Annotated in this window: 28 protein-coding genes and 1 other annotated feature; of the genes, 24 read left to right on the forward strand and 4 right to left on the reverse strand. The window is 51.5% G+C overall.

What is annotated here, in order from left to right; all coding sequences use genetic code 11:
• Positions 1–9: 9 nt before the first annotated feature.
• The 16 genes from nusG (at position 10) to B4H10_RS10910 (ending at position 12,360) form a co-directional block, all read left to right on the forward strand.
• Positions 10–552 carry a transcription termination/antitermination protein NusG gene (gene nusG, locus B4H10_RS10835; protein WP_059076482.1) on the forward strand — a complete coding sequence of 181 codons (543 nt, stop codon included), beginning with the start codon at positions 10–12 and terminating at the stop codon, positions 550–552.
• 87 nt (positions 553–639) lie between these two features.
• Positions 640–1,065, forward strand: coding sequence for a 50S ribosomal protein L11 (gene rplK / locus B4H10_RS10840; RefSeq protein WP_059076483.1), 426 nt, complete (start codon positions 640–642; stop codon positions 1,063–1,065).
• Between the two features lie 63 nt (positions 1,066–1,128).
• Entirely contained in the window at positions 1,129–1,842 is a 714-nt protein-coding gene (rplA, locus tag B4H10_RS10845) for a 50S ribosomal protein L1 (protein WP_059076484.1), read from the forward strand.
• Positions 1,843–2,017: 175 nt separating this feature from the next.
• Complete coding sequence (gene rplJ, locus B4H10_RS10850) at positions 2,018–2,575, forward strand: 50S ribosomal protein L10 (protein WP_075581635.1); 558 nt, start codon at positions 2,018–2,020, stop codon at positions 2,573–2,575.
• A gap of 55 nt (positions 2,576–2,630) precedes the next feature.
• On the forward strand, positions 2,631–2,999 hold the full coding sequence (rplL, locus tag B4H10_RS10855) for a 50S ribosomal protein L7/L12 (RefSeq protein WP_075581634.1): 369 nt from the start codon (positions 2,631–2,633) through the stop codon (positions 2,997–2,999).
• A gap of 242 nt (positions 3,000–3,241) precedes the next feature.
• Positions 3,242–4,384 carry an SLC13 family permease gene (locus B4H10_RS10860; RefSeq protein ID WP_292018828.1) on the forward strand — a complete coding sequence of 381 codons (1,143 nt, stop codon included), beginning with the start codon at positions 3,242–3,244 and terminating at the stop codon, positions 4,382–4,384.
• A 174-nt stretch (positions 4,385–4,558) separates the two neighbouring features.
• The gene (locus tag B4H10_RS10865) at positions 4,559–6,001 is read left to right on the forward strand and encodes an ATP-binding protein (protein WP_292018829.1); all 1,443 of its coding nucleotides are present in this window, start codon (positions 4,559–4,561) and stop codon (positions 5,999–6,001) included.
• A gap of 395 nt (positions 6,002–6,396) precedes the next feature.
• Positions 6,397–6,822: a GNAT family N-acetyltransferase gene (locus B4H10_RS10870; RefSeq protein WP_059076487.1), complete on the forward strand. Its 426-nt coding sequence runs from the start codon at positions 6,397–6,399 to the stop codon at positions 6,820–6,822.
• Complete coding sequence (locus tag B4H10_RS10875; protein WP_059076488.1) at positions 6,819–7,241, forward strand: hypothetical protein; 423 nt, start codon at positions 6,819–6,821, stop codon at positions 7,239–7,241. Before B4H10_RS10870 ends, B4H10_RS10875 begins: the two co-directional genes overlap by 4 nt.
• 116 nt (positions 7,242–7,357) lie before the next feature.
• Entirely contained in the window at positions 7,358–7,618 is a 261-nt protein-coding gene (locus tag B4H10_RS10880) for a hypothetical protein (RefSeq protein ID WP_059076489.1), read from the forward strand.
• Between the two features lie 20 nt (positions 7,619–7,638).
• Positions 7,639–8,316, forward strand: a complete 678-nt coding sequence (locus B4H10_RS10885) for a TVP38/TMEM64 family protein (RefSeq protein ID WP_059076490.1) — start codon at positions 7,639–7,641, stop codon at positions 8,314–8,316.
• 171 nt (positions 8,317–8,487) lie between these two features.
• On the forward strand, positions 8,488–9,966 hold the full coding sequence (locus B4H10_RS10890) for an aldehyde dehydrogenase family protein (RefSeq protein ID WP_059076491.1): 1,479 nt from the start codon (positions 8,488–8,490) through the stop codon (positions 9,964–9,966).
• Between the two features lie 15 nt (positions 9,967–9,981).
• Complete coding sequence (locus B4H10_RS10895; RefSeq protein ID WP_154662686.1) at positions 9,982–10,119, forward strand: hypothetical protein; 138 nt, start codon at positions 9,982–9,984, stop codon at positions 10,117–10,119.
• Positions 10,120–10,247: 128 nt separating this feature from the next.
• Positions 10,248–10,796 (forward strand): methylated-DNA--[protein]-cysteine S-methyltransferase, encoded by a 549-nt coding sequence (locus B4H10_RS10900; protein ID WP_075581630.1) that lies wholly within the window; start codon positions 10,248–10,250, stop codon positions 10,794–10,796.
• A 78-nt stretch (positions 10,797–10,874) separates the two neighbouring features.
• On the forward strand, positions 10,875–12,044 hold the full coding sequence (locus B4H10_RS10905; protein ID WP_075581629.1) for a DNA polymerase IV: 1,170 nt from the start codon (positions 10,875–10,877) through the stop codon (positions 12,042–12,044).
• Between the two features lie 22 nt (positions 12,045–12,066).
• On the forward strand, positions 12,067–12,360 hold the full coding sequence (locus tag B4H10_RS10910) for a hypothetical protein (protein WP_113856415.1): 294 nt from the start codon (positions 12,067–12,069) through the stop codon (positions 12,358–12,360).
• A 452-nt stretch (positions 12,361–12,812) separates the two neighbouring features.
• Here the strand turns inward: B4H10_RS10910 and B4H10_RS10915 are convergent, their stop codons facing one another.
• Positions 12,813–13,046, reverse strand: coding sequence for a hypothetical protein (locus B4H10_RS10915; protein WP_292018830.1), 234 nt, complete (start codon positions 13,044–13,046; stop codon positions 12,813–12,815).
• Between the two features lie 5 nt (positions 13,047–13,051).
• The gene (locus B4H10_RS10920; RefSeq protein WP_292018831.1) at positions 13,052–13,942 is read right to left on the reverse strand and encodes an ROK family protein; all 891 of its coding nucleotides are present in this window, start codon (positions 13,940–13,942) and stop codon (positions 13,052–13,054) included.
• 402 nt (positions 13,943–14,344) lie between these two features.
• On the opposite strand from B4H10_RS10920, the gene nagA reads away from it, so the two are divergent.
• From nagA to B4H10_RS10960, 8 genes are all read left to right on the forward strand, one after another.
• Complete coding sequence (nagA, locus tag B4H10_RS10925; RefSeq protein WP_292018832.1) at positions 14,345–15,508, forward strand: N-acetylglucosamine-6-phosphate deacetylase; 1,164 nt, start codon at positions 14,345–14,347, stop codon at positions 15,506–15,508.
• Positions 15,483–16,670, forward strand: coding sequence for a glycoside hydrolase family 3 N-terminal domain-containing protein (locus tag B4H10_RS10930; RefSeq protein ID WP_292018833.1), 1,188 nt, complete (start codon positions 15,483–15,485; stop codon positions 16,668–16,670). Before nagA ends, B4H10_RS10930 begins: the two co-directional genes overlap by 26 nt.
• A gap of 230 nt (positions 16,671–16,900) precedes the next feature.
• Positions 16,901–18,745 (forward strand): alkaline phosphatase, encoded by a 1,845-nt coding sequence (locus tag B4H10_RS10935; protein ID WP_292018834.1) that lies wholly within the window; start codon positions 16,901–16,903, stop codon positions 18,743–18,745.
• A gap of 263 nt (positions 18,746–19,008) precedes the next feature.
• Positions 19,009–19,206 (forward strand) — a binding site (T-box leader).
• 68 nt (positions 19,207–19,274) lie between these two features.
• Positions 19,275–20,423: an ABC transporter substrate-binding protein gene (locus B4H10_RS10940; RefSeq protein ID WP_113856411.1), complete on the forward strand. Its 1,149-nt coding sequence runs from the start codon at positions 19,275–19,277 to the stop codon at positions 20,421–20,423.
• Between the two features lie 36 nt (positions 20,424–20,459).
• Positions 20,460–21,341: a branched-chain amino acid ABC transporter permease gene (locus tag B4H10_RS10945; protein WP_113856410.1), complete on the forward strand. Its 882-nt coding sequence runs from the start codon at positions 20,460–20,462 to the stop codon at positions 21,339–21,341.
• Positions 21,341–22,300, forward strand: coding sequence for a branched-chain amino acid ABC transporter permease (locus B4H10_RS10950; RefSeq protein ID WP_292018835.1), 960 nt, complete (start codon positions 21,341–21,343; stop codon positions 22,298–22,300). Before B4H10_RS10945 ends, B4H10_RS10950 begins: the two co-directional genes overlap by 1 nt.
• The gene (locus tag B4H10_RS10955) at positions 22,300–23,067 is read left to right on the forward strand and encodes an ABC transporter ATP-binding protein (RefSeq protein ID WP_059076507.1); all 768 of its coding nucleotides are present in this window, start codon (positions 22,300–22,302) and stop codon (positions 23,065–23,067) included. Before B4H10_RS10950 ends, B4H10_RS10955 begins: the two co-directional genes overlap by 1 nt.
• Positions 23,067–23,780 (forward strand): ABC transporter ATP-binding protein, encoded by a 714-nt coding sequence (locus B4H10_RS10960; protein ID WP_292018836.1) that lies wholly within the window; start codon positions 23,067–23,069, stop codon positions 23,778–23,780. Before B4H10_RS10955 ends, B4H10_RS10960 begins: the two co-directional genes overlap by 1 nt.
• 129 nt (positions 23,781–23,909) lie before the next feature.
• On the opposite strand, the gene B4H10_RS10965 is transcribed toward B4H10_RS10960, so the two are convergent.
• Positions 23,910–24,746, reverse strand: a complete 837-nt coding sequence (locus B4H10_RS10965; protein ID WP_059076509.1) for an Mrp/NBP35 family ATP-binding protein — start codon at positions 24,744–24,746, stop codon at positions 23,910–23,912.
• The gene (locus B4H10_RS10970; protein WP_075582455.1) at positions 24,743–25,120 is read right to left on the reverse strand and encodes a DUF134 domain-containing protein; all 378 of its coding nucleotides are present in this window, start codon (positions 25,118–25,120) and stop codon (positions 24,743–24,745) included. Before B4H10_RS10970 ends, B4H10_RS10965 begins: the two co-directional genes overlap by 4 nt.
• Positions 25,121–25,305 lie beyond the last annotated feature (185 nt).

Genomic DNA, 25,305 nt, shown 5'->3' on the forward strand with positions numbered 1-25,305 from the left:
CGTGCATAGATGGAAACTGATAAGAAATGGTATGTCATCCATACGTATTCCGGTTATGAAAATAAAGTAATGCAGACGCTGGAACGGAAGGTCAAATCCATGGGACTGGAAAATGTGATTAACCGCATTCTCGTGCCGATGGAAGACGAAGTCGATATCAAGGACGGCAAGAAGCACGTGGTGAAACGCAAGATTTTCCCCGGCTATGTCCTGGTTGAAATGGAAGTCAACGACCGTTCCTGGTATGTCGTCCGCAATACACCTGGCGTAACGGGTTTTGTCGGTTCGGCCACCAAGCCGATTCCGCTGAATCCGGAGGAAGTAAAACGCATCCTCAAGTCTCAGGGCATCGACGAAAGCGAACCGAAGGTCCATATTTCTGTAGAAGTAGGGGAACAGGTCCGCATTACATCCGGTCCTTTTGAAAACTTCATTGCTACCATTACGGAAATCAATGATGAAAAAGGCACCCTCAAAGGCCTCATTGATATGTTTGGCCGTGAAACTTCAGTAGAAGTTGACTATTCTCAAATCGAGAAAAGTCTGGAATAAATACTTCTAATGCGGCATCTGCCGCGAGTGGGAGATTCTCATGAATCGTCTGACCACATCTTGTAACGTAAGGAGGTGTAACTCACCATGGCAAAAAAAGTAGCAAGAATGGTAAAACTCCAGTGTGAAGCTGGTAAAGCAACTCCGGCGCCTCCGATTGGCCCTGCATTAGGCCAGGCTGGTGTCAACATTATGGCATTCGTCAAGGAATTCAACGAACGTACAGCTAAACAGGCTGGCTTCATTATCCCTGTCGAAATCACTGTATATGAAGACCGTTCCTTCACGTTCATTACGAAAACTCCGCCGGCAGCTGTTCTCCTGAAGAAAGCCGCAGGTCTGGAAAAAGCTTCGGGCGAACCGAACAAGAAAAAAGTAGCTAAACTGGGCCGCGACAAAGTCCGCGAAATTGCAACGACTAAGATGCCGGACCTCAACGCCAACGACGTTGAAGCTGCTATGAAAATGATTGAAGGCACTGCCCGCAGCATGGGTATTGAAATCGTCGATTAATCGCCGGTTCAGTCCCGTGGAAGGGGTCAATCCCCGCTAAACCACAAAGGAGGAAAAAGTTAGATGGCAAAAGTAGGCAAGAAATATGCAGAAGCCGCCAAACTGTTTGATAAATACAAACAGTATGACGTGACGGAAGCAATCGACATCTTGAAAAAGATGGATACAGCCAAATTTGACGAAACGGTCGAACTGGCTGTCAACCTCAACGTAGATCCGAAATATGCCGATCAGCAGGTTCGTGGCGCTCTGGTTCTGCCCCATGGTATTGGCAAATCCAAGACTGTCCTCGTATTTGCTCAGGGCGACAAAGAAAAAGAAGCTCAGGCTGCCGGCGCTGACTATGTCGGTGCTGATGATCTCATCGAAAAGATCAAAGGTGGCTGGCTTGATTTTGACGTAGCTATCGCAACACCGAACATGATGGGTAAAGTCGGACGTCTTGGTAAAATCCTCGGCCCGAAAGGCCTCATGCCTAACCCGAAAGTCGGCACGGTTACGATGGACGTAACAAAAGCTGTTAGCGAAAGTAAAGCAGGTAAGGTCGAATACCGCACGGATAAAGCCGGCAATATTCATTCCCCTATCGGCAAGAAATCTTTCGATGCAGATAAATTAGTGGAAAACCTGACGACTCTCGTTGATACTCTCATCAAAGTAAAACCGTCGGGTGCAAAAGGCCAGTATATCAAATCCATCACCGTAAGCTCCACGATGGGCCCTGGCATCCACATCAACCAGTACAGCATCAAAGGTGCTGTCAAAGAAGAAAAATAATATCTCTCTTAGCTGTAGACTGAAGGTATGTATAATGGACTAAGGTCCGCCATCTGAGGCTATGAAACTAGCAGGTATTTCAATTTGACTAGTTCGGTCTCATGTCAGTCGTACATGGGACCGTTTTTATTGCTAAGACGATATAAATCCCAGTTCAAGGAGGTGTATCGAACTCATGTCTATGTATGCAAAACATCAGGTTTCTCCGGCAAAAGCCGCTGTTGTAGAAGAAATGAAAGAAAAACTGCAGTCCTCCCAGGGTGCTGTTTTCGTTGGTTTCTCCGGCCTCAGCGTAGCTGATGTCACGAAACTCCGCCGTAAGTTCCGTGAAGGTGGCGTCGAATACAAAGTTGTCAAAAACACACTGACCCGTATCGCTGCCGATGAACTCGGTTTCAACGATCTGGATGCCGTTCTCGAAGGTCCGACTGCTATTGCTTATTCTTCTGAAGATACAGTAGCACCGGCTAAAATCCTGAAAGACTTCATCAAAGAAACAAAGACAGAAGCGCTGACGGTCAAAGCCGGCATCGCCGATGGTCAGGTTATTGATGCAGCTGCTGTCGAAGCTCTGGCAAGCCTGCCGAGCCGCGAAGAACTCCTCGCCAAATTGGTTGGCAGCATGCAGGCCCCTATCTCTGGCCTGGTCAACGTACTCCAGGGCAACATCCGCAATATGGTTTATGTGCTTGATGCTGTACGTGCTAAAAAAGCAGAACAGGAATCTGCTTAATTAGCTTACATATTACAAACGAATCTAAAAACTGATACTATGGAGGTATTTTAAAATGACTAAAGAAGAAATCATGGAAGCCATTGAAGGCATGACCGTTCTCGAACTTTCCGAACTCGTAAAAGCTATGGAAGATAAATTCGGCGTATCCGCTGCTGCTCCGGTTGCTGTTGCTGCTGCTCCTGCTGCTGGCGCTGCTCCTGCTGAAGAAAAATCCGAATTCGACGTAATCCTCACCTCTGCTGGTGAAAAGAAAATCGGCGTAATCAAAGTTGTCCGCGAAGTAACCGGCCTCGGCCTGAAAGACGCTAAAGCTCTCGTTGACGGCGCTCCGAAAGCTGTTAAAGAAGGCGTTGCCAAAGCTGACGCTGAAGCTCTCAAAGCTAAACTCGAAGAAGCTGGCGCAACTGTTGAACTCAAATAATTTCCTTTGTGAAATTACAAGCTCTGCAAATCGCATGAACATGCGGTTTGCAGAGCTTTTTTCATGGGGAGCAGCAAAGACAGGAATCCAACGCCACCAGCTGCTGACTGCTATCCCTTCATCAAACATCAAACTATCTTTCCTTTCCTGCAACCTGTTTCATGAATCTCCGTTTTGTAGTATAATTTAAAGATTATTCCTGTGTATATGGATAGGAAAACTGGACAGAGGAGAAGTGGAAAATGAGGTCTATCGGACAGATGATACGAGAGAATATGGTTCTGTTTCTGGCATGGACAGCAGCGCTGGTATCGATGATTGCCGTGCCGCCGACGGCAGCCTATGCCGGGTATATCAATATGCCCGTACTTGCTGTTTTGTTCTGTCTCATGATCGTCATCGGCGGCCTGCGGGAGAGCGGCGTCTTTGCAGCGGTACTGGCGCGCCTTCTCCTCCGGCTGGAGACGATGCGCCAGCTGGCTGCCGTCCTCATTTTTGCCTGTTTCTTTGTCAGCATGTGGGTGACCAATGACGTGTCCCTCCTGACCTTTGTGCCGTTTTCCCTGATGGCCCTGCCCCGGATTTCCAGAGAGAAGCAGATGGCCCTGGTCATCGTCCTGCAGACGCTGGCGGCCAATCTGGGCAGTATGTGTACGCCTGTGGGAAATCCGCAGAATCTCTATCTCTATTTCTATTACGGCATGGATCTGGTAACCTTTTTGGAGCTTCTCCTGCCGTATACACTCGTATCTTTCGTGCTGCTGGCCCTGTCGGTCTTTCTGCTGCCGGGAACGCCCATTCCCGTGTCGGTGCGGCTGGCTGCCCGGCGCACCCGGAATATGCCCGTACTGGCGCCGCCACGGCAGCTCTGGCTTCTGGGAGGGATGTTCTTCCTTTCCCTGCTCACGGTGGCCCACGTCCTTGATTACCGCCTTACCCTGGTCATGGTCGCCGTTGTCACCTTCCTGACCCGGCCGCAGTATTTCCGCTACGTTGATTACCGGCTTTTGGGCACCTTTGTGGCTTTTTTCGTCCTCATCGGCAACATGAGTCAGCTGACGGCTTTCCGGGAGATACTGACGGGATATCTGGCCGGTCACGAGTTTCTCATCGCTCTTACCGCCAGTCAGATCATCAGCAATGTACCGGCTGCCGTCCTTCTGTCGGGCTTTACCGGCAATGCAGGGGCACTCCTGCTGGGGACCAATATAGGCGGTCTGGGAACGCTGGTGGCATCCATGGCCAGCCTCATTTCCTATGGCATGTTCGTCCGGGCCTGTCCCCGGTGGCAGGGATGGTATCTGAAATTGTTTACCCTGCTCAACCTGGCCTATCTGCTGGTACTGGTCCTGTTTGTCTGGTTCTGTCATCAGATGGGGTTATAACCAGGACGGCGTCAATAGGCGACAACGCTTATTACAGGGACGGAAATCCCCATTGTCCAGCGAGCCGGTTTGTTTTACGGCCTGTGCCCCCTTCCCTGCAATACTGGGGGACCGCTTTGTTGTCGAAAAAATCATAATCTGATACAATGAGCGTAAAGGGAGGCGGCAGTAGGAATGGAAAAAGATTTATCACTTCATGGAGAATCTAAGAATGTAGAATATAAGGAAAGGGTTCCTGAAGACAGTCAGAAATATATGAAGTCTGTTGTTGCCTTTGCCAATGGTGATGGTGGACGGATCGTATTTGGGGTTGAAGATGGAACGATGCGGGTTGTTGGGATTCCTCAGGCTGATCTCTTTCAAATGATGGATGCCATTACCAATGCCGTTACGGACAGCTGCGAACCGATGATTATTCCAGATCTTTTTGTTCGGGAAATAGAAGGAAAATCGCTTATCATTTTAGAAATTGCTCCTGGAATGCAGAGGCCGTATTATCTTAAAAAGAAAGGACCGGTAAAGGGAACTTATATCCGGACGGCTGGAACAACGCGTCTGGCGGACCGGGCGATTCTACAGGAGTTACTTTTGGAAGGAGAAAATAAGTTTTTTGATCAACAGCCTATTCCTAATCTCAAAGTTACGAAATATGATGTAACGGCATTATGCCATTCTATGAGTGAAACGGCTAAAAAAAACGCATTATCCGATATCCAGCGTCAAGGAATCAAGGAGTTAACGATTAATCAACTCATTTCGTGGGGCATTTTGATTGAAAACAAAGACCAGCTTATACCGACCTATGCCTATGCGATGTTGACACATCAGGCCGGATATCCTCCGGTGGTTCAATGTGCCGTGTTTAAGACAGACGATAGAGCTGTTTTTGTCGATAAGCGGGAAATTGATGCACCGATTCAGGAACAAGTGGAAAAAGCATATCAGTATGTACTTGAAAAGATTAATATGGGAGCCAGATTTCAGGGGGTCTATCGTCAGGATATTTATGAATTACCTCCGGACAGCATCCGGGAATTGATTGCCAATGCACTTGTTCATCGTAATTATTTGGAGCCGGAATCCGTTCAGATAGCCCTTTTTTCAGATCGATTAGAAGTTACTTCTCCAGGTAGTCTGATGCGCGGCGTAACACATGAAAAAATGAAAGAAGGGTTTTCAAAGATTCGCAACCGGGCTTTAGCAAATGCGTTTGCTTATATGAATTTAATTGAAAAATGGGGTAGTGGTTTTCCACGTATTTTCCGGGATTGCCGGGATTATGGTTTGCAGGAACCGGAAATCATTGATTTTGATGGCGATTTGCGCGTTAACTTGTACCGGATAACTGACCAAACAAGTGACCAAACTAAAAAAACTGACCAAACCCCGAAAACTGACCAAACGGGAACGAATATGCCTGTAAAACTAAATGAAAAGGAAAGAGTTATTTTGTCATATCTTCAAAAGAAACCGGATGGCACGCAACATGAAATTGCTGAAGCGACATCACTGTCTCTTAGTACGATAAAGTATTATATGAAAAAGCTCCAGGAAAAAGGCTGTCTTCAACGTATGGGGACGCACCGGAAAGGATACTGGGTCGTGAGATTCAACTGATACTATTCCGTCATGTCACCAGTCAGGGGACATGCATCCGCTTTTATCCATTCTGCTGACTAAACTAAAACAACTAACCAAATGACTGACCAAACTAAAACAACTAACTAAACTCAAAAAGAGAGAATCATATAGCGTTACAAGAAGTATCGGAACGGTCTGCGTCCATCAGAAAGGTCTATCTGCTGGTACTGGTCCTGTTTGTCTGGTTATACGATTCGTATTTGTATTGACGAAGATGACAGGATATGTTAGAATAAAGCGAATTTCATATGAACACCGCTTCTGTCACCGGACAGAAGAAATGAGGTGTCTGGGAGTTGTCGTAGGTACGGCATGGGTTGCATGCTATAAGACAATTCCTGGACACCTCTGTTTTTTTAGGAGGGAGTATCATGATTTACATACGTATGCAGCAGGGACTTTCACAGGACGCCCGGGTCATCCGGCAGGAGGTATTTGTAGAAGAACAGGGATTTTGTCATGAATTTGATGATACCGATTCCATAGCCTGGCATCTGGTATTATATGAAAATGAGCAGGCCGCTGGCTGCTGCCGCCTCTTTTCATCCGATGATCCCGATGTGTATATACTGGGCCGGCTGGCCGTGCGGAAGTCCTGCCGGGGCAGGCAGTACGGGGAGCGGCTCGTACGGGAAGCGGAAGCATGGCTGCGCGGCCGCCAGGTGAAACGGCTGGCCCTGTCGGCACAGGTACGGGTACGTCCGTTTTATGAAAAATTGGGATTTACCGCATCGGGTGACGAATATCTGGATGAATATTGTCCTCACATCCATATGGAAAAGGAGCTGATAGAATGAGTCTGATGTACTGGATTCCCCTTCTTATTGTCGTCGTGGGCAATATAGGCTATCACATGATAGCCAAGGCAACGCCGGTGACGGCTCCGCCTTTTCTGGCCCTCAGTATGACCTACCTGGTCAGTTTTCTCCTGTGTGCCGCTGCGTACGTGGTGACAGGACCTTCGCTGCGGCAGGATCTGCAGACTATAAACTGGGCGAGTGCTGCCTGGGGACTGACGCTGGTAGCCGTCGAATTTGGCTATATCCTGCTATACCGGGCTGGCTGGAAAATCAGTATAGCTTCTCTCCTGGCTAATGTCAGCGTGGCGCTCCTCTTGGCAGGCATAGGTGTCCTGCTGTATAAAGACATCCTGCTGCCCCGGCAGATCATCGGCATCATCCTGTGCCTGGCGGGCATCTTTTTCCTGCGTCCATGAAGCACGACGAACCGGCTATAACCTTGAACGGCTCTTCTCTGATAATGTCAAGATACACGTTTCAGGGGCGAAGATTGCTTTTATCTGGTATAATGGATGGGAAAGGTGGCATCATAGTGAAAGACACAAAGTATTCTTTATTCCGCAGCCATGCATGGTGTCCCTGGCTGGCATTGCTGTGTGCTATCGGCTGGCCCCTGGCTTATCCCCTGATTAAGGCTGGGTACGGCTATATCGGAATCGGGAATGACCTGGGCAGTAAAGTAGTCTTTGCAGGAATCCGCTTCTTTTTTGCCGGATTGATTCTGCTGATTGCTGGTAATGGCCGGTGTTTTCCAGGTCAACCGGCCGGAGCCGCTGCAGGTCGTATATCATAAAAAAGAAATGAGAAGATAGCATGAACCAGGTACAGGCAGAAAAAGTAATCAAGCCGCTCATGGCGGTCGTCATCGCCGGGATTTTTCTCGGGATTTATGTGATGATCCCGGCATTTTACAGCACGCTGTGGCAGCTTACGGTCAGTCGGGATATACAGGGCTTGTCGGCCTATATTGCCTCCTTTGGCAGTGCCGCCGTCCTGCTCATGATCCTGCTCATCATCCTGACCAATATGACCGGCCTGCCGTCTGTGCAGTTTGTGACCGTCAATGGCATCCTCTTCGGCATACTGCCGGGAATTGTCATTTCCTGGATTGGACAGGTGGCAGGCAATGTGCTGGCTTTTGTCATCATGCGCTACGTCTTCCGCCGCACGGCCCGCCGCCTCGTGGCGCGCAGCCGCTTCGTCGCCCGCCTCAACCGGCACATTACCGCCCGGACGGCCTTCTTCCTGCGGGCCATTCCCTATTCGCCTAATTTTGCCATTACGGCCCTGTGTGCCCTGAGCCGCATCGGCTTTACGGAGCACGGTATAGCGACCATAGCCGGAAAATTCCTGGCCATCTGCATCGAGGTCTGGATGGGATATGACCTCATCCGCTTTGACTGGCATGACCTGCGGCTGGCCGCTGGAGGCGTACTAATCATGGCACTCTTGGCAGGTTATACGTGGCATACATGGAAACATAAAAACTAAATATTTAAACTATATCAGGAAATAAGTCAATGTGATTTAAAAACGTGAATCCATTGACTTATTTCTATATGTGTGATATTCTTTATATGTAACAAATAATAATTTTCTAATTAAAATTATTATCGTAAAATATTTAACAGGATATCTCTGAAAAGAAAGGAAGTGTTTCTTATGTATACCGTACCGCACTCCTCTTATGATTTATATATTGATGGCAAATGGGTCCCTGCCAGTGATGGCGCCCGGTTTGCAGCGTACAACCCTGCCGACGGGACGAAGCTGGCCGAGTGTGCCGAAGCGACGAAAGACGATGTCAACGCGGCCGTAGCAGCGGCTCATAAAGCATTCCCCGCCTGGAAAACCGTGTCGCCCCAGAAGCGGCAGGACCTGCTCCTTGCCATTGCCGATATCATCGAAAAAAATGCCGATATGCTGGCTATGGTAGAAACGCTGGATAACGGCAAGCCTATCAGGGAAACGAAGAACATCGATATTCCTCTGGCGGTCGATCATTTCCGTTATTTTGCCGGCGTCGTCCGCAGTGAAGACGGCCGGGCAGCGGTCATCGATGACCATACGCTGAGTCTCGTCGTCCATGAACCAATTGGTGTCGTCGGCCAGATCATCCCCTGGAATTTCCCCTTCCTCATGGCAGCGTGGAAACTAGCACCGGCCCTGGCAGCAGGCTGTACCATCGTCCTCAAGCCGTCGAGCTCGACGTCCCTGAGCGTCCTCGAACTGATGCATCTCATTGGCGATGTCCTGCCACCGGGCGTGGTCAACGTCATTACTGGCAAGGGTTCCCGGGCCGGTCAGTACATCCTCGATCATCCCGACATCCAGAAATTGGCCTTTACGGGATCGACGGAAATCGGCCGCGATGTTTATGATGCGGCTATGAAGAAACTGATTCCTGCCACGCTGGAACTGGGCGGCAAATCGGCCAATATTTTCTTTGACGACTGCGACTGGGATATGGCTATGGATGGAGCCCAGCTGGGCATCCTCTTCAATCAGGGACAGGTATGCTGCGCCGGATCGCGTATTTTCGTCCAAAAAGGCATTTACGATAAGTTCGTCTCCGAACTGGCTGACCGCTTCCGCCGCATCCGCGTTGGCCTGCCCTGGGAAGAAACGACCCAGATGGGATCGCAGATCGACGAACGGCAGGTAAAGAAAATCCTCGAATATATTGAAATCGGGAAGCAGGAAGGAGCACGCCTCGTCTGCGGCGGTAAGAAAATGTCGGCTCCGGGACTGGAAAAGGGCAGTTTCGTCGAACCGACCATCTTTGCCGATGTCAGAAACGACATGCGCATTGCCCAGGAAGAAATCTTCGGGCCCGTCGTCTGCATCATCCCCTTCACGGATGAAGCGGAGGTCATCGCCATGGCCAACGACAGCGTATACGGCCTGGGCGGAGCCGTCTGGACCCGCGACATCAACCGGGCCCTGCGGGTTGCCAAAGCGGTAGAAACGGGCCGTATGTGGATCAATACGTATAATGCATTGCCGGCAGGTACGCCTTTTGGCGGTTACAAGCTTTCCGGTATCGGCCGCGAAACGGACAAGACGACCATGCGGCACTATATGCAGACCAAAAACATCTATATCAACCTCGCGGAAACACCGTCGGGATTATATGAATGATAGGAAAGGAGTATCATGGGCATACGCAATACAATCGTAGCATTGCTGTTTGTCTGCCTGGCCTGTACGGCCGTATATGGTTTTATGACTGTAGACCGTCCGGGCGTGCAGGCTGCGGCACAGGCCAGCAGCAAACCGCATAAATCGAAATAACGGCACAGCCGGAGAACCGGGGTGGCAGCGGAAGAGATGGGAAAATCCTTCTGCAGCCGCCCCGGTTTTGTCTATGCCGGGAGGCGATATGGTATAATAACTATATATCAGAGAGGAGGCTTACCTGCATGGATTATACGACGCAATACGATTCTCCCCTGGGACCGGTCCTTTTGGCCAGTGACGGGACTCATCTCATCGGACTGTGGATCTGCGGGCAGAAGTATGACAGGGCCACCCTTTCCGGGGAAGCCTGCCGGAACGATGCCCTGCCTGTTTTTACTGAGGTCAGAGACTGGCTGGACCGGTACTTTGCCGGAAAACGGCCGGTTCCGTCGGAACTGCCGCTGAAGCCGCGGGGAAGCGTGTTCCGCCAGCGCGTATGGCATCTGCTGTGCCAGGTGCCGTACGGGCAGACGACGACCTATGGGGCCCTGGCGGAAAAGCTGGGGCAGCAGACGGGGAAAACAGAAAATCCCCATGCCGTAGGGGGAGCCGTCGGGCATAACCCTATTTCCCTGATTATACCCTGCCACCGTGTCGTTGGAAAGAGCGGCAGCCTGACGGGCTATGCCGGCGGCATCGATAAGAAAATCTGGCTCCTCCGCCACGAGGGAGCCGACCTGGCCCATCTTTTCCGGCCAGGTACAGGGAAGAAAAATCGTCTGGAGAAATAGGGAAATTTTTCACTTTTCCCCTATATTTCTGAAGTGGACTCGTTGTATAATAATACCAGTACAAGGGAGGGAATGACATTGGCAAGGCGCTGGATCATGCACGTAGATATGGATGCTTTTTATGCTTCTGTCGAACAGCGGGATAATCCGGCTCTGCGCGGCCATCCCGTCATCGTCGGGGGGCTGGGCGAACGGGGTGTCGTGGCGACGGCGTCCTATGAGGCCCGGCGGTTCGGCGTCCATTCGGCCATGAGCACCCGCCAGGCCCGGCGCCTTTGTCCGTCCGGCATATTCCTTCCCGTGCGCATGGCCCATTACCGGCGCATCTCCCATCAGATCCGCCTCATTTTATCGCACTATTCGCCCTTTATCGAACCGCTGGCGCTGGACGAAGCCTTCCTGGATGTTTCTGGCATGAATCTCCAGTACCCGGACATCGTCGATATCGGCCGGGCCGTCAAGGACGATATCCTGCGCATCACCGGCCTTGTGGCGTCGGCCGGCATCGCGCCCAATAAATTCCTGGCCAAGCTGGCGTCGGATCTGAAAAAGCCCGACGGCCTGATGTGGATTCCCTACGGCAAGGAGCAGGAAATCCTGGCCCCCCTTCCCGTTTCACGCCTCTGGGGCGTCGGCCGGGTGACGGCAGGCCAGCTGGAAAAAGCCGGGTTCCATACCATCGGCGATATCATACAGGCCGGGCCCGATGCCCTGGTCCCCATTGCCGGGCGGCAGGCACACCGCTTGTATGAACTGGCCTGTGGCAGGGACAACCGTCAGCTGGAAGTGAGCCGCCGACCCCAGTCGGTCGGCAACGAGCATACGTATGAGCACGACCTGACGAGGGAAGAAGACATTGACGAACAGTTCCGTCTCCTGGCCAATGAAGTGGCCTGGCGGCTGCGTCAGAATCACCTCATGGGCCGTACGATTACGATTAAAGTGCGGTTTTCTTCCTTTGAGACGGTGACCCGGTCCCTGACGCTGGAGACAATCGGGACCTGTTCGGAGGAACAGTTGTATTTCGCCGCCAAACGGCTCTATCATAAAAAGGGAAAAAACGGCCCCATACGGCTCCTGGGACTGTCGGTCAGCCAGCTCCAGCCCTATCAGGTGCAGAGTGATTTATTTTCTGACGACGAAGAGACGCAGGCCAAAGTCACGGAAGCCATCGACAAACTGCAGCAGCGCTTTGGCCGCAAGGCGCTCATGAAAGGATTTCTCTGGGAAATGTCCCACGATAAATAGATACAGATAAGGAGATTTACGTATGGCAGTATTTACAGTAGCAGTTCATACGGGTGATAACAATAACGGTTATATCCAGTATGATGCGGAAACAAAAAAGCTTACAGTTCATCTGAATGATGCAGAAAAGGAAAAGGAAACCTATTCGTTCCTGACGACGGTCCGTTCGTGGCACCGCTATGTCACCCTGTCCCAGTACGAAACGATCACGGCGGCGGCGACGGACAGTCTGGATACGCTGAAGCTGGCCCTGGGCTATATATGGCTGGCTCTGGGCGTGCATATCGACTGGAGCCGCCCCGTCGAAGAACTGTAATGGAAAACGACATCAGACTCATCTGAAGAGACCGTACCTTCCGGTGGATATCCCCACAGAGGTACGGTCTTTTTGTGTGCATAGGCAAATAAAAGTTATCCACAAAGTATACACACGTATTGTGCATAACTTCTGTTACCCTGTGGATATAGCCGGAGAATGCCTGTTTACAGGCCCTGATGGCGGTGGATATATTTTTCCTTTTTTTAGCCAGATTGTGGATAACTCATGGGGAACATGTGTTCAAGATAAGGAAAAAAATCGCGATAAATGCGATAACTATGCGGATTTTACATATTTTACAATCTCTCCTGATTTCTGTGTACAACCTCTGTGGATTTGTGGATAACACCATATAGAAAAAGCGGGGCATTCCCCTAAAGACATGTGTACACATGCAGGGGAATACCTCGCCAGAAGAGAATAGCAAAAGGATTTATCCACAAATTTTATCACAAACCCGGTCCGGCAGGAGCGATACCGCTTCTTTGTCCACAATGACCGTTGCGTCGCGGTGCAGCTGGAGAATGCTGGCCGGGGGCACTGGGGTTGCTAATCTTTTTAGCCAGACTGGCGATGGGCGTCGTGCAGAACAGGTCGCTGTGGAGGCGGATGTATTCTATGAGGGTACGGTCGGATTTTGAGGGTTTGAAGCCGGGATAGTCCAGCTGTTCCAAGATATTCATAGGCGTTACTCCTGTGAAAGGGTCTGACGGAGATGATAGAGCGCTCCCAGCATGCCGGCCGTATTGCCCAGACGGGCAAAGGCGATGCGGGTCGGTCCGTACATGGCGGGTGGCAGCTGTTGTGATACGTACTGTTCCAGGAGCGGGCGGAATACGCCTTCCTGGGCCATGATGCCGCCGCCCAGGATGACGACCTGGGGCTGCAGTACGGTAATGACATTGCCGATGGCGATGGCTATGTCACGGGATAAGGCGTCAATGGCACCGATGGCATCGGTGTCGCCGTCGGCGGCCATGGCAAATACGGCCCGGCCATCCAGTTCGTCCGGTCTGACGCCTTTGGCTGTGGCGACATCGCGGACCAGACGGGTGGCTGATGCCAGGTCGTGGAGCCGGCCGCCGGGCACACGCATATAGGCGATTTCTCCGGCACTGCAGCCGGCGCCGTGGAGAATATGGCCGTCATAGATGGCACAGCCGCCGATACTGGTGCCGATGGTCATCATAAAGGCCGATGCACAGCCCTTTCCGGCACCGAGCCAGAGTTCGCCCAAGGCGGCACAGTTGACATCGTTTTCTACGGCACAGGGAATATGGAATTCCTCTTCCAGCATTTCTTTCCATTCCGTTCCCGTATAATCGGGGATGGAATCGGCCAGGGCATAGAAAATCCGTCCTTTCTGGGGATCGACCATGCCGGCTGTAGAAAGGGCGATGCCCGACAGTGGTCCTCTTTCCTTGTACTGGCGAATCAGCCGGCGGACCGTGCGGACGATGCCCGGTCCGCCGCCTTCATGGGCGTGGGTGGGCGTGCTCTTCGTTTCTATCAGCTGGCCGTCGGCAGAAGCCAGTCCGTATTTGATGGCCGTGCCGCCAATGTCAATGCATATATACATGGGTTTCTCCTATTCTTTCATTATGAATCCTTCATAGATGCGATTGCTGCGCACACCGGGTTTGATTTCCCCATTGAGGGAAATGATTTTATCTTTCAGGAGCACCAGCCCCTGTCCGCAGCAATAGCATTTTTTTCATCATACGATACCTCCATGGAGATGTCAAATCAGATAGGACCTTCTAATCGGTTGTCGTTCTCTCCGTTGCCGTATAGCATTTGTCTGTCAAAAATGAAATAATATTTTGCGTAAAAATATTTTAACTATGAATTTATGAAATTTATTTTCTTTAAAATAAAAAGGTAGTACAATAGAGATGACAAGTACAGGCCATATGATATACTGTAACAAGGTATGCAGATGACCCGTATCTGCCATAGTAATAGTATAGGAGTGAATGCGATGAAAGCGATTATAGATGGGATGATCGTCCTGCCCGATGCAATCGTAGGCGGACATATTTTGTTGTACGAAGGGGACACGATTGCCGATATCGTACCCCGTAAGGGATTTCACTTGGGCATGTGCACCGACCTCATTGATGCCAACGGCGGTTTTGTCGTGCCGGGGTTCATCAATGAACACATCCACGGCTGTGCCGGTGCCGATACGATGGATGAAAATGAGGAGTCGCTGGCGACGATTCAGTCAGTGCTGCCGAAAACGGGGGTGACGTCATTCCTTCCGACGACCATGACCTACGACCGGTCCCGCATCGTACGGGCCCTCGACCGTATCCGCAGGGCGAAGAAGAACCGCGGTGCCCGGATCCTGGGAGCCCATATGGAAGGACCGTTCATCAGTACGGCTTACAAAGGGGCCCAGAAGGAATCGAATATAGCCCGGGCTGATTTTTCCTGGATTGAACCGTATGAAGACGTGGTAAAAATCATCACCCTGGCACCGGAAACGCTAAAGGACAAGACGTTCCTGAAAGAGTGCGCCGATTATCATATCATCGTCTCCGTCGGCCACAGCGGCGCGACATATGAACAGGTCATGGACTGCATGGAAAAGTGCCAGTTCTACCACGTTACCCATATGTATAATGCTATGACGCCTCTCCACCACCGCCGGCCGGGCATCGTCGGGGCCGCCCTGCTGGACCCGAAAGCCCACTGCGAGCTCATCTGCGATAATCTCCACGTCCATCCGGCGGCACAGAAGCTGGTGTACCGCATGAAAGGCCGGGATGGTATTATCCTCATCACCGATTCGCTGCGGGCCTGCCTGCTTCCCGACGGAGAATCAGAACTGGGCGGCCAGAAAGTATTCGTGAAAAACGGCGAAGCCCGTCTGGAAGATGGCACCCTGGCCGGCAGTATTGCCGCTATGAATCAGGTCGTCCTGAATTTCCTGGTCAATAGTGGTGCCCCCCTTCCCGAAGCCGTGGCCATGGCGACAGTGAACCCTGCAAAGGATCTGGGCGTATACGACCGGATCGGGTCTCTGGAAAAGGGCAAACTGGCCGATATAGCGATTCTGGATAGTACGGATTTCCACGTCAAACAGACGCTGGTAGGTGGCGAACTAGTATACAATGAAGAACAAGAACAGGCACAGTAAATTCATATATAGTATCATCGTCTTACTCGTCATAGTAGTCCTAGGAGTTGCCGCATGGATTTGGCAGAGCCGTTCCCGTACGGATGGAACGGCGGCAGCGTCGGGCCGGACGGGGACTGTATCGACTCTGGATGAACAGGCAAGGGACAAGGTCCGGTCCATGAGCCCCCAGCAGCGGGTGGGACAGCTCATGATGATCGGTATCCAGGGGACGACGGTCGATCAGGATGCGGCCTACCAGATCGCCCAGTACCACATGGGAAATGTCATCCTCTTTGACCGCAATATGCAGTCGACGCAGCAGGTAAAAGACCTGAATGCGGCCCTGGCACGGCAGATACGCCGGCAGAGCCAGGATACACCTCCCTTTATTGCCGTCGATCAGGAAGGAGGTTTTGTCCTGCGTATGCGCGAGGCCTTTCCCCGCGTGCCCAGTGAACAGCAGCTGGGAGAACAGGGCGACCCCGCAGCGGCCCGGACATGGGCCCTGACGACGGGGAAAAAGCTGAAGGAACTGGGATTTAATCTGAATTTTGCCCCCGTCGTCGATCTCGGTTCTGCGTCAGAACGGTCGTACAGCAGCGATCCTGCCGTCGTCACCTCCTTTGCCCTGCAGGCCGTACAAGGCTATGAAGAGGCGAAGATCTGGTGTTCTCTCAAACACTTTCCCGGTATCGGAAAGGTCCGGACTGATCCCCATCTCGACGGAGACCAGGTCGCTGCCAGCCGGGAAGAACTGTTGGCAGCTGATATGAAGCCTTTTTCTGACCTCATCAGACAGGTACCCCACGATAAGATGTTCATCATGGTGTCCAACGTCACCTTTCCGGCCCTCGATCCACAACTTCCGGCCTGTGTATCCCAGCCGGTCATGACGGGCCTGCTGCGCCAGCAGTTCGGCTATGAAGGCCTCATCCTGTCCGATGACATGGAAATGGGAGCTATGGCCAAACACTATGCTTTCTCCGACATGGGCGTCATGGCCATCCGGGCCGGTGCCGACATCGTCCTCGTCTGCCACGACTATGGACATGAACAGGAAACCTATACCGGCCTGTTGAAAGCCTATGAAAACGACGAATCGTTCCGCAAGCTCGTCGATGAAAAAGTGACGCGCATTGTCCGCACCAAACTGGCCGGTCAGGCTGCCGGATACCTGTAATTCCCAGACTGTACAGGCTGACAGACAATACGATATATGAGAAACGGTACCATGGAGTGGCTGCCCCGGCGGCCGCTCTGTTTTTTTTGCCGCCGCGGGATAATTGACAGAAATTATACAGAAAAATGACATGACTTATAACATAGACCTCGTATAATGACCATGCGATACATAAGAAACAGTAAAGCCAGGTCATGCTGCAAGAGCGCATGAAATCAGGAGGTCATGGTATGAAAAAGACATGGTTAAAACGTGCAATTCTTTCGATGATGGTCTGCGGTTCTGCTTTCGGGATCATTCCCGGCGTGCAGGCGGCAAACGTACGCATTCTGCCCGTAGATAACGCCAAATTTCTGGCAGGGGCCAAGTTTGATTTTGATGTAGAAGTCAGTCAGGCTAAAAACCTGAAAAACGTGGACATCACCATCAACAACCAGCCGGCAGATAAATTCTTCGGAAAAGATCTGAAGGCGGCGAATCTGGACAACGGGGTTATTTCCTATCGTGTAAACAGTGTGAACTTCCCCAAAGCCGGAAACTATACGGTGCAGGCTTCGGCAACGGATGATACGGGCCGTAATGTCAGCCATGCCCGCTATACAGTCGTTCAGGAAAAAGCACAGAAACAGGCCAAGAATGTCATTCTCTTTGTCGGTGATGGTATGTCGCTGCAGGCCCGTGAAATGGCACGTATTATCTCCAAAGGCATGACCAATGGGAAATATAATGACTTGCTGGCCATGGAAAAAATGCCGCATAACTGCCTGATTACGACGAGTGGCTACGATTCCCTGACGACAGACAGTGCCAACTCGGCATCGGCCTATGCGACGGGTCATAAATCGGTTGTCAATGCCATGGGTGTCTATGAAGATTCGACAAAAGATCCCTTCGACGATCCCCGTGTGGAAAATATCAGTGAAATCGTAAAACGCAGCCGCGGCATGTCCGTCGGCATCATTACCCAGGCTGAATCGACCGATGCCACGCCGGCTGCCATGGTCGGCCATACGCGGCGCCGGGCCAACCAGGACTACCTGGCTTCAGAATATCTGGAAGATTACCATCGCCCGGACGTCATCATGGGTGGCGGTTCCAGCCGGTATATCCCACAGACGGAAAAAGGATCGAAACGTCACGATAACCAGAATGTCATCCAGGAATTCAAAGATAAGGGCTATACTTTCGTCACGACATCGAAAGAAATGATGGCAGCGCCTTCCAACAAACCGCTCCTGGGATTATTCAAGCCGGGGACGATGAATGTCTATATCGACCGGGAAATGCTTAAAAATCCTGAAGTATTAGGGAAATATACGGATCAGCCAAATCTGGTCAATATGACGAAAAAGTCTCTCGACATCCTCAGCCAGAATCCGAAAGGTTTCTTTGCCATGATTGAAGGCGCATCGATTGATAAACAGCTTCACGCTATGGACTGGCAGCGTGCTACGTACGATACAATTGAATTTGATAAGGCTATCGAATATGCCCAGAAATGGAATAAAGAACACGGCGATAATACGCTGATCATCGTCGTAGCCGACCATGCCCACGGCGCATCCATCACCGGTACCTATCATGAACGGGATGGCAAGAAAGGTCTGGCGGCCGTCCGCACCTATGCCGATTCTATCTTCCCGACATTCAAGGATGCTGATCACGATGGATTCCCGGACAATCCCGATCCCGATGTAACCCTGGCCGTCCAGTATGCCAACCATCCGGCTTATTATGAAAATTTCCACTTCCAGCAGAAACCGACGGCGCCGACGATTACGGAAAAAGTCACCAAGCAGGAAGCTCAGCAGATTGGTGACAAGACGGAATACCATCAGGTATCGACAGTCGTTGCCAAAGCTAACCCGGCCCGTCATCATGACGGTGATCCCGTCGAACTCATCCCGGCCAATATTCCCGATACCATCGGCGATGAATGCCATGCAGCCGACGATGTGCCGCTGAATGCAGAAGGCCCCGGCTCGGAATACTTTAACGGTGTCATGGATAATACGGAAGTCTTCTTCGGTATTATGCGTGCCCTGGGCATTGATGCCACAAAAAATGTGAAATAATCGTCCCCTTATATCGACAAGATAAAAACGACGGCCCCATGAAGTACGAATGGCTTCATGGGGTCGTCGTTTCTGTAGGGAGGATTTCCGGCTTTTTAGGTGAATAAACATACAAACAGCGTAAAACGATTAACCATAACCTATGAGAATAGAAAATAGAAAACATGATAAACAATCAGAATAATAATCCTTGACAGGGAGAGAAAACGCCTTATAATGTTGCCATGCAAGTCAAACAGACATGCAGACCAATACAACAACCCATATATACGATGAGCGAGAGCAAAAAGTGTGGCGTCTACTTTTTCAGAGAGTCCGTGGCTGGTGTGAACGGATAAAGCCGTCAGGCGAATATATCACTCGTGAGTACTTTTCCTGAATTAAGTAAGGGAAAGCGGATATCCCGTTATCGATACACCAAAGTATAATGCAGGGTGGTACCGCGTACAGACGCCCCTGTTTCGGCCGGAACCGGTGGAAACAGGGGGTGTTTTTTATATGGGAATAAGAAGAGGAGAGTGGAGTAATCATGAAACACACATTGTTAAAACAAATCGTTGTTGCAGGACTGGCTGTCATGACGGCCGTATCCATCGCCGGCTGTGGGGGCAGCAAAGACGGGGACAGTAACGGTAAATCAGCCAAAATCGGATTTATCACGGCCTATACCGGTCCGGGTGCTGCTTATGGACAGGCCATGAAAGAAGGGGTGGATCTGGCTGTAGAAGAAATCAATAAAGATCCTAATACGAAAGTAAAGATAGACCTTAAGACCTACGATACTAAGCTGGATAAGACAGAAGCCATCAATGCGACGAAGAAAGCAATCGAACAGGACAAGGTCCTGGCTATCGAAGGACCTATGACGACCGGTGAAATTATGGCATCCGGCCCGATTGCCCAACAGGACAAGGTCGTCTGCTTTACTACCGGTGGGACCGGACCGGATGTCACCAACATTGGCGATTATATTTTCCGCAACGCCATCCCGGGCAAACTGGCTATTCCCCAGACGGTAAAGAAAGCACAGCAGAAATTGGGCTTCAAGAAAGTGGCTCTGTTATATTCCAACAATAACGACCAGATGGTTGGTGAAAGCAAGATTTATCAGCAGGTCTTTGCCGATGACGGTATCGAAGTCGTCGATACGGAAACCTTTGCCGATAAAGATACGGATTTCTCGGCACAGCTGACAAAAATCCAGGCCGCCAATCCTGATGTCATCGCCGTGGCAGGCCTCTATCAGGAAGGCGCTCTCATTGCTAAGAAAGCCCGTGAAATGGGGATGAACCAGCCGATTATCGGCAACAACGGATTCAACAGTCCGGAATATATCAAACAGGCTGGTGCCGCTGCCGATGGTACGATGGTAGCTACGCCGTGGAACCCGGAACGGCAGAGTGAAAAAGCTCAGAATTTCCGTAAAGCCTTCGTTGCTAAATACGGACATGAACCGGATCAGTTTGCTGCCCAGGCTTATGATGCCATGTACATTATCCACGAAGCCGTCGAAAAATCGGGTACGACGACGAACCGCAAGAAGTTCCGTGATGCTCTGGCCCAGATTACGAACTTTGAAGGTGCAACTGGAGTATTTTCTTTTGATGATCACCGTGATCCGTCTATGGATCTTGACGTACTGGTCATCAAAGACGGGAAATGGACACCGTTACAGTAATCGTTCTTTGTTTTTGCAGATAGAGGGGTATATATCGTGTTTTTTCAGCAGCTTATTAATGGGTTGAATCTTGGCAGCGCCTATGCTGTCATTGCCATTGGCTATACGCTGGTTTTCGGGGTGTTGAATATCATCAATATGGCCCATGGCGAAATCTTCATGTTCGGCGCCTTTATCGGCCTGATGCTGGTAACGGCCGCCGGAGCCAATATATTCGTGGCTCTCATCGGTGCCATGCTGGGCGGTGCGGTCTTGGGATTTCTGCTGGAATACCTGGCACTGCGCCCCTTGCGCCGCCGCAAGGTAACGCACTTGGCACCGCTTATCAGTACGATCGGCGTATCGATTTTCCTGGAAAGTCTGGCCCTCAAGATCTGGGGGCCCCAGACCCAGTCTTTTCCGCCTCAGTTTGAAGGGGCACTCATGGATGTCGGCCTCTTCAAGGTTTCTATGATCCAGATTGTCGGTTTCGGGACGGCTATCGTTCTGATGGTGCTGCTGACGCTCTTGTTGGATAAGACGAAAATCGGCAAGGCCGTCAAGGCGACGTCGGAAAATATCGAAACGGCAGGCCTTCTGGGCATTAACACCAGCCGCATCATTACCTTCACGGTCATGCTGGCTTCGTCCCTGGGTGCGGCTGCCGGCGTCCTGGTCGGTCTTTCCTTTAATGCCATCGAACCGACTATGGGCATGACTATGGGCTTTAAAGGCCTGGCCGTACTTATCATGGGCGGTCTGGGCAATATCCGCGGTGCTATGATGGGCGGTTTTATTCTCGGCATTGCCGAAGTATTCAGTGTCGCCTATGGTGCATCGTCGTATCGCGATGCCGTTGCTTTCGGCATCATCATCCTCATCTTGTTCTTCCGGCCCGAAGGGCTCTTTTCCAAAGCTGGCAAAGGAGGCAGACCGTAATGGATGAAATACTGAACGGCTATGTCCTGCAGGTCGTCGTGTTTGCCTGCATCAATATTATTTTGTCATTGTCTGTCTATATGACATTATGTACAGGCCAGATGTCTCTGGGCAATGCCGGATTCATGAGCGTCGGTGCCTATACGTCGGCCATCCTGACCATGCAGGCCGGACTTCCCATGCCAGCTGCCATCGTTCTCGGCGGCATCATGGCCACCGCGGTCGCTCTCATCGTCGGTATTCCGACGACGAGGCTGCGTGGCATGTATCTGGCTATCGCCACCCTGGGATTTGGTGAAGTCGTCCGCGTCCTGGCCCTGAATCTGAAGATTACCAACGGCGCTCTGGGCCTTTCGGGAATTCCTTCCATGGCCAATACCCTGGGCGATCTGGCCAGCGACCTCCTCGATGTCCTCGATATAGATACCCAGACCGGCGGCCAGCTGCTCATGTGCCTCGTCCTGCTGATCGTCGTCGTGGCTATCCTCTGGTTCTGGCACCGTCTGGAACAATCCCGCATCGGCCGGGCCTTTGCCGCTATCAAAGCCGACGAACACGCAGCGGAACTTTCGGGTATTCCGATTGTATATTATAAGATGATGTCTTTCTTATTCAGCGCGTTCTTTGCCGGTGTCGCCGGGGCTCTCTTTGCCCACACGGCCAATTTTATCAGCCCGACGGATTTCTCCTGGCATAAAGTCGTCGATGCCTTATTGTACTGTGTATTCGGCGGCAGCAATGTCATGTGGGGCTCGCCTCTGGGCGCAGTCATCCTGACCGTGCTGCCGGAACTGCTGCGCGACCTGGCAGAATATCGGGATATGCTCTACGGCATCATGCTGGTGGGGCTCATGGCCTTCCGTCCCGATGGCATCCTGTCCTATGATGTCCTGAAAAAACTGCACCGCCGGCGGCCGGCCCGGGCTGTGCAGGAAACGGCGAAAGAAGGTGACCGGTAATGCTCCTGGAATTACAACATGTCGTCAAGCGATTTGGCGGGGTCACGGCGTCTTCCGATATTTCCTTTTCCGTGGAAGAAGGCCAGATTTACGGCATTATCGGACCCAATGGTGCCGGCAAGACGACCCTGTTCAATCTGATTACCGGCGTATATCAGGTATCGGAAGGAGATATCCTCTTTCAGGGAACGTCCATTGAAGGAAAGAAACCTCATGAAATCACCTCTCTGGGCATTGCCCGGACGTTCCAGAACATTCGCCTCTTTCCACAGATGACGGTCCTGGAAAACTGCCTCGTCGGTTGTCACACCCAGCTTCATTCCGGTATCTGGTCCAGTGTATTTCATACGAAAGGCCAGAGACAGGAAGAAAGGAAAGCACAGCGGCAGGCCATGGATTTCCTGAAGTTTGTCGGCCTCGATCAGGACGCCGATACGATTGCATCCAGCCTGCCTTATGGCAAGCAGCGCAAACTGGAAATAGCCCGGGCCATGTCTACTCATCCCAAACTGCTGCTCCTCGACGAACCGGCTGCCGGCATGAATGACAGCGAAACGGCGGCACTGGGGACACTCATCCGGGGACTGCGCGATACGTATCACGTGAGCATCCTGCTCATTGAACATGACATGAATCTTATGATGGATTTGTGCGACCGCCTGGTGGTCATTAATTTTGGCAAAAAATTGGCCGAAGGGACCCCGACGGAAATCCAGAATAATCCGGCTGTCATCGAAGCCTATCTGGGAAAGGAGGATGAAGAGTAATGCTCCTGGAATTACAAAACATCGTAGCCGGATATGGCAGCATCATGGCCCTCAAAGGCATCAGCCTGTCTGTACCGGAAGGCAGTATCGTTTCCCTTATCGGTGCCAATGGCGCCGGAAAATCGACGACCATGAAAACTATCATGGGATTGGTATCTCCCAGAGACGGGGAAATCCGTTTCAAAGGGGAACCCCTTGCCGGGACGAAACCCTATCAGGTCGTCCACGAAGGCATATCCCTGGTGCCGGAAGGCCGGCAGATCCTGCAGAACATGAGCGTCGAAGAAAATCTGTACCTCGGTGCCTACCAGCGCAGTGATAAAGGGGGTATTGCCGCAGACCTGAAAAAAGTCTATGACCGCTTTCCCCGGCTGGAAGAACGGAAAAAGCAGTTCGGCGGAACGCTGTCCGGCGGTGAACAGCAGATGCTGGCCATCGGCCGTGCTGTCATGGCCCGGCCGGAGCTGCTCCTTCTGGACGAACCGTCTATGGGGCTGGCTCCCATCGTCGTACAGGAAATCTTTGACGTCATCAAAGATATCAATGGAAGCGGTACGACGATCCTCCTGGTCGAACAGAATGCCAAAAAGGCCCTGCAGATTGCCGATTACGCTTATGTCATGGAAACAGGGCATATCGTTCTGCAGGGAAAGGCATCGGAAGTAGCGGCCAATCCCCAGGTCACGGCGGCGTATCTGGGCGGCAAAAAATAATATCGGCTGTTTCACTGATGGCACTGCCCGGGAAGGGCAGATACTCCCTTCCAGCGCAAAAAGGCTGCCGCAAAATGACTTACAAGCTCATTTTGCGGCAGCCTTTCGTGTCTTATCGCAGACGCGTATTTATTTACCCAGTACGCCTTCGAGGAAGGCAGCCGTATCGGACAGATAATCGGCCTGGTAGCTTTCGATATCGCCCTTATCGCAGTGCGCGGCAAAGGCTGGATCGATCGGCAGTTTGGCCGTATGGCTGATGCCATACTTCTGAGCCGATTCATCGACGCGGCTCGGGCCGTAGATTTCTACTTTTTCATGGCAGTTCGGGCATTCGAAGTAGCTCATGTTTTCGATGAGGCCCAGGACGGGGATGTGCATCAGTTCAGACATCTTCAATGCCTTTTCGACGATGAGGGAAACCAGTTCCTGCGGGGAAGTGACGACGAGGATGCCATCGACGGGCAGGCTCTGGAATACGGTAAGGGGAACATCGCCCGTTCCCGGAGGCATATCGACGAACATGTAGTCGATGTCGCCCCAGAGCACGTCGGTCCAGAACTGTTTGACTGCTCCGGAAATGACCGGTCCTCTCCAGACGACGGGCGAGGCCGTATCTTCCAGAAGGACGTTCATGGACATGACTTCAATGCCGCCTTTGGTGACGACAGGATTGATGCCGGCTTCGCTGCCTGTAGCACGATCGGTGATGCCGAATACTTTCGGAATGGAAGGGCCGGTAATATCGGCATCGAGGATTGCCGTTTTAAAGCCACGGCGGTGCATCTGTACGGCCATGAGCGACGTGACCAGGGATTTACCGACGCCGCCTTTGCCGCTGACGACGGCGATGACGTGTTTGACATGGGTGCCTTCATGAGGCTTTGCCAGAAGGCTCTGTGGTTCCGTACGGCTTTCACAGTTGCTGGCGCAGCTGGAACAGTCGTGATTACAGTTTTCACTCATTGTGTATCATTCTCCTTTTGTGGGATCGTATCCCGTTTTTCGCGGACGGCCCGGCAGAATGGATTGCAGCACGAACCGGCGCGTTCACAAACCTGGATTTTACCGCCCTGGATGAGCAGGCGTCTGCCGTATACCAGTGCCAAAGCTACTTTATGACGGGCCGATTCATAGATTCCCGTTACAGTCGTGCGGCCTACATCCATCTGTACAGCAGCCTGTTCCTGTGTCAGACCGACCAGATCCATGAGGCGGATGACTTCATATTCATCGACAGTCATTACGATAGTATCACAATCATTTTGCTTTCCGTCGGGAGTAAACGATTCCTGACGAGGCAGAGAACAGACACGGCGGCAGCGTTGGGGACGCGGCATAAATACTCCTCCTTTCACCATGACGATACAGGGCATGGGCTGTACCATGCCCTGTTCCTATTATACTGGTGATGATGACATATGTCAAAACATAGATATATTATATATAGATATAAAGAAACACGATGACGCAAAAAGCAGACCGCCGGAAAGACGGTCTGGCATAATCAGATAATATCGATATG

Source organism: Megasphaera sp. UBA4382 (assembly GCF_002391155.1).
GTDB lineage: Bacteria > Bacillota > Negativicutes > Veillonellales > Megasphaeraceae > Megasphaera > Megasphaera hexanoica.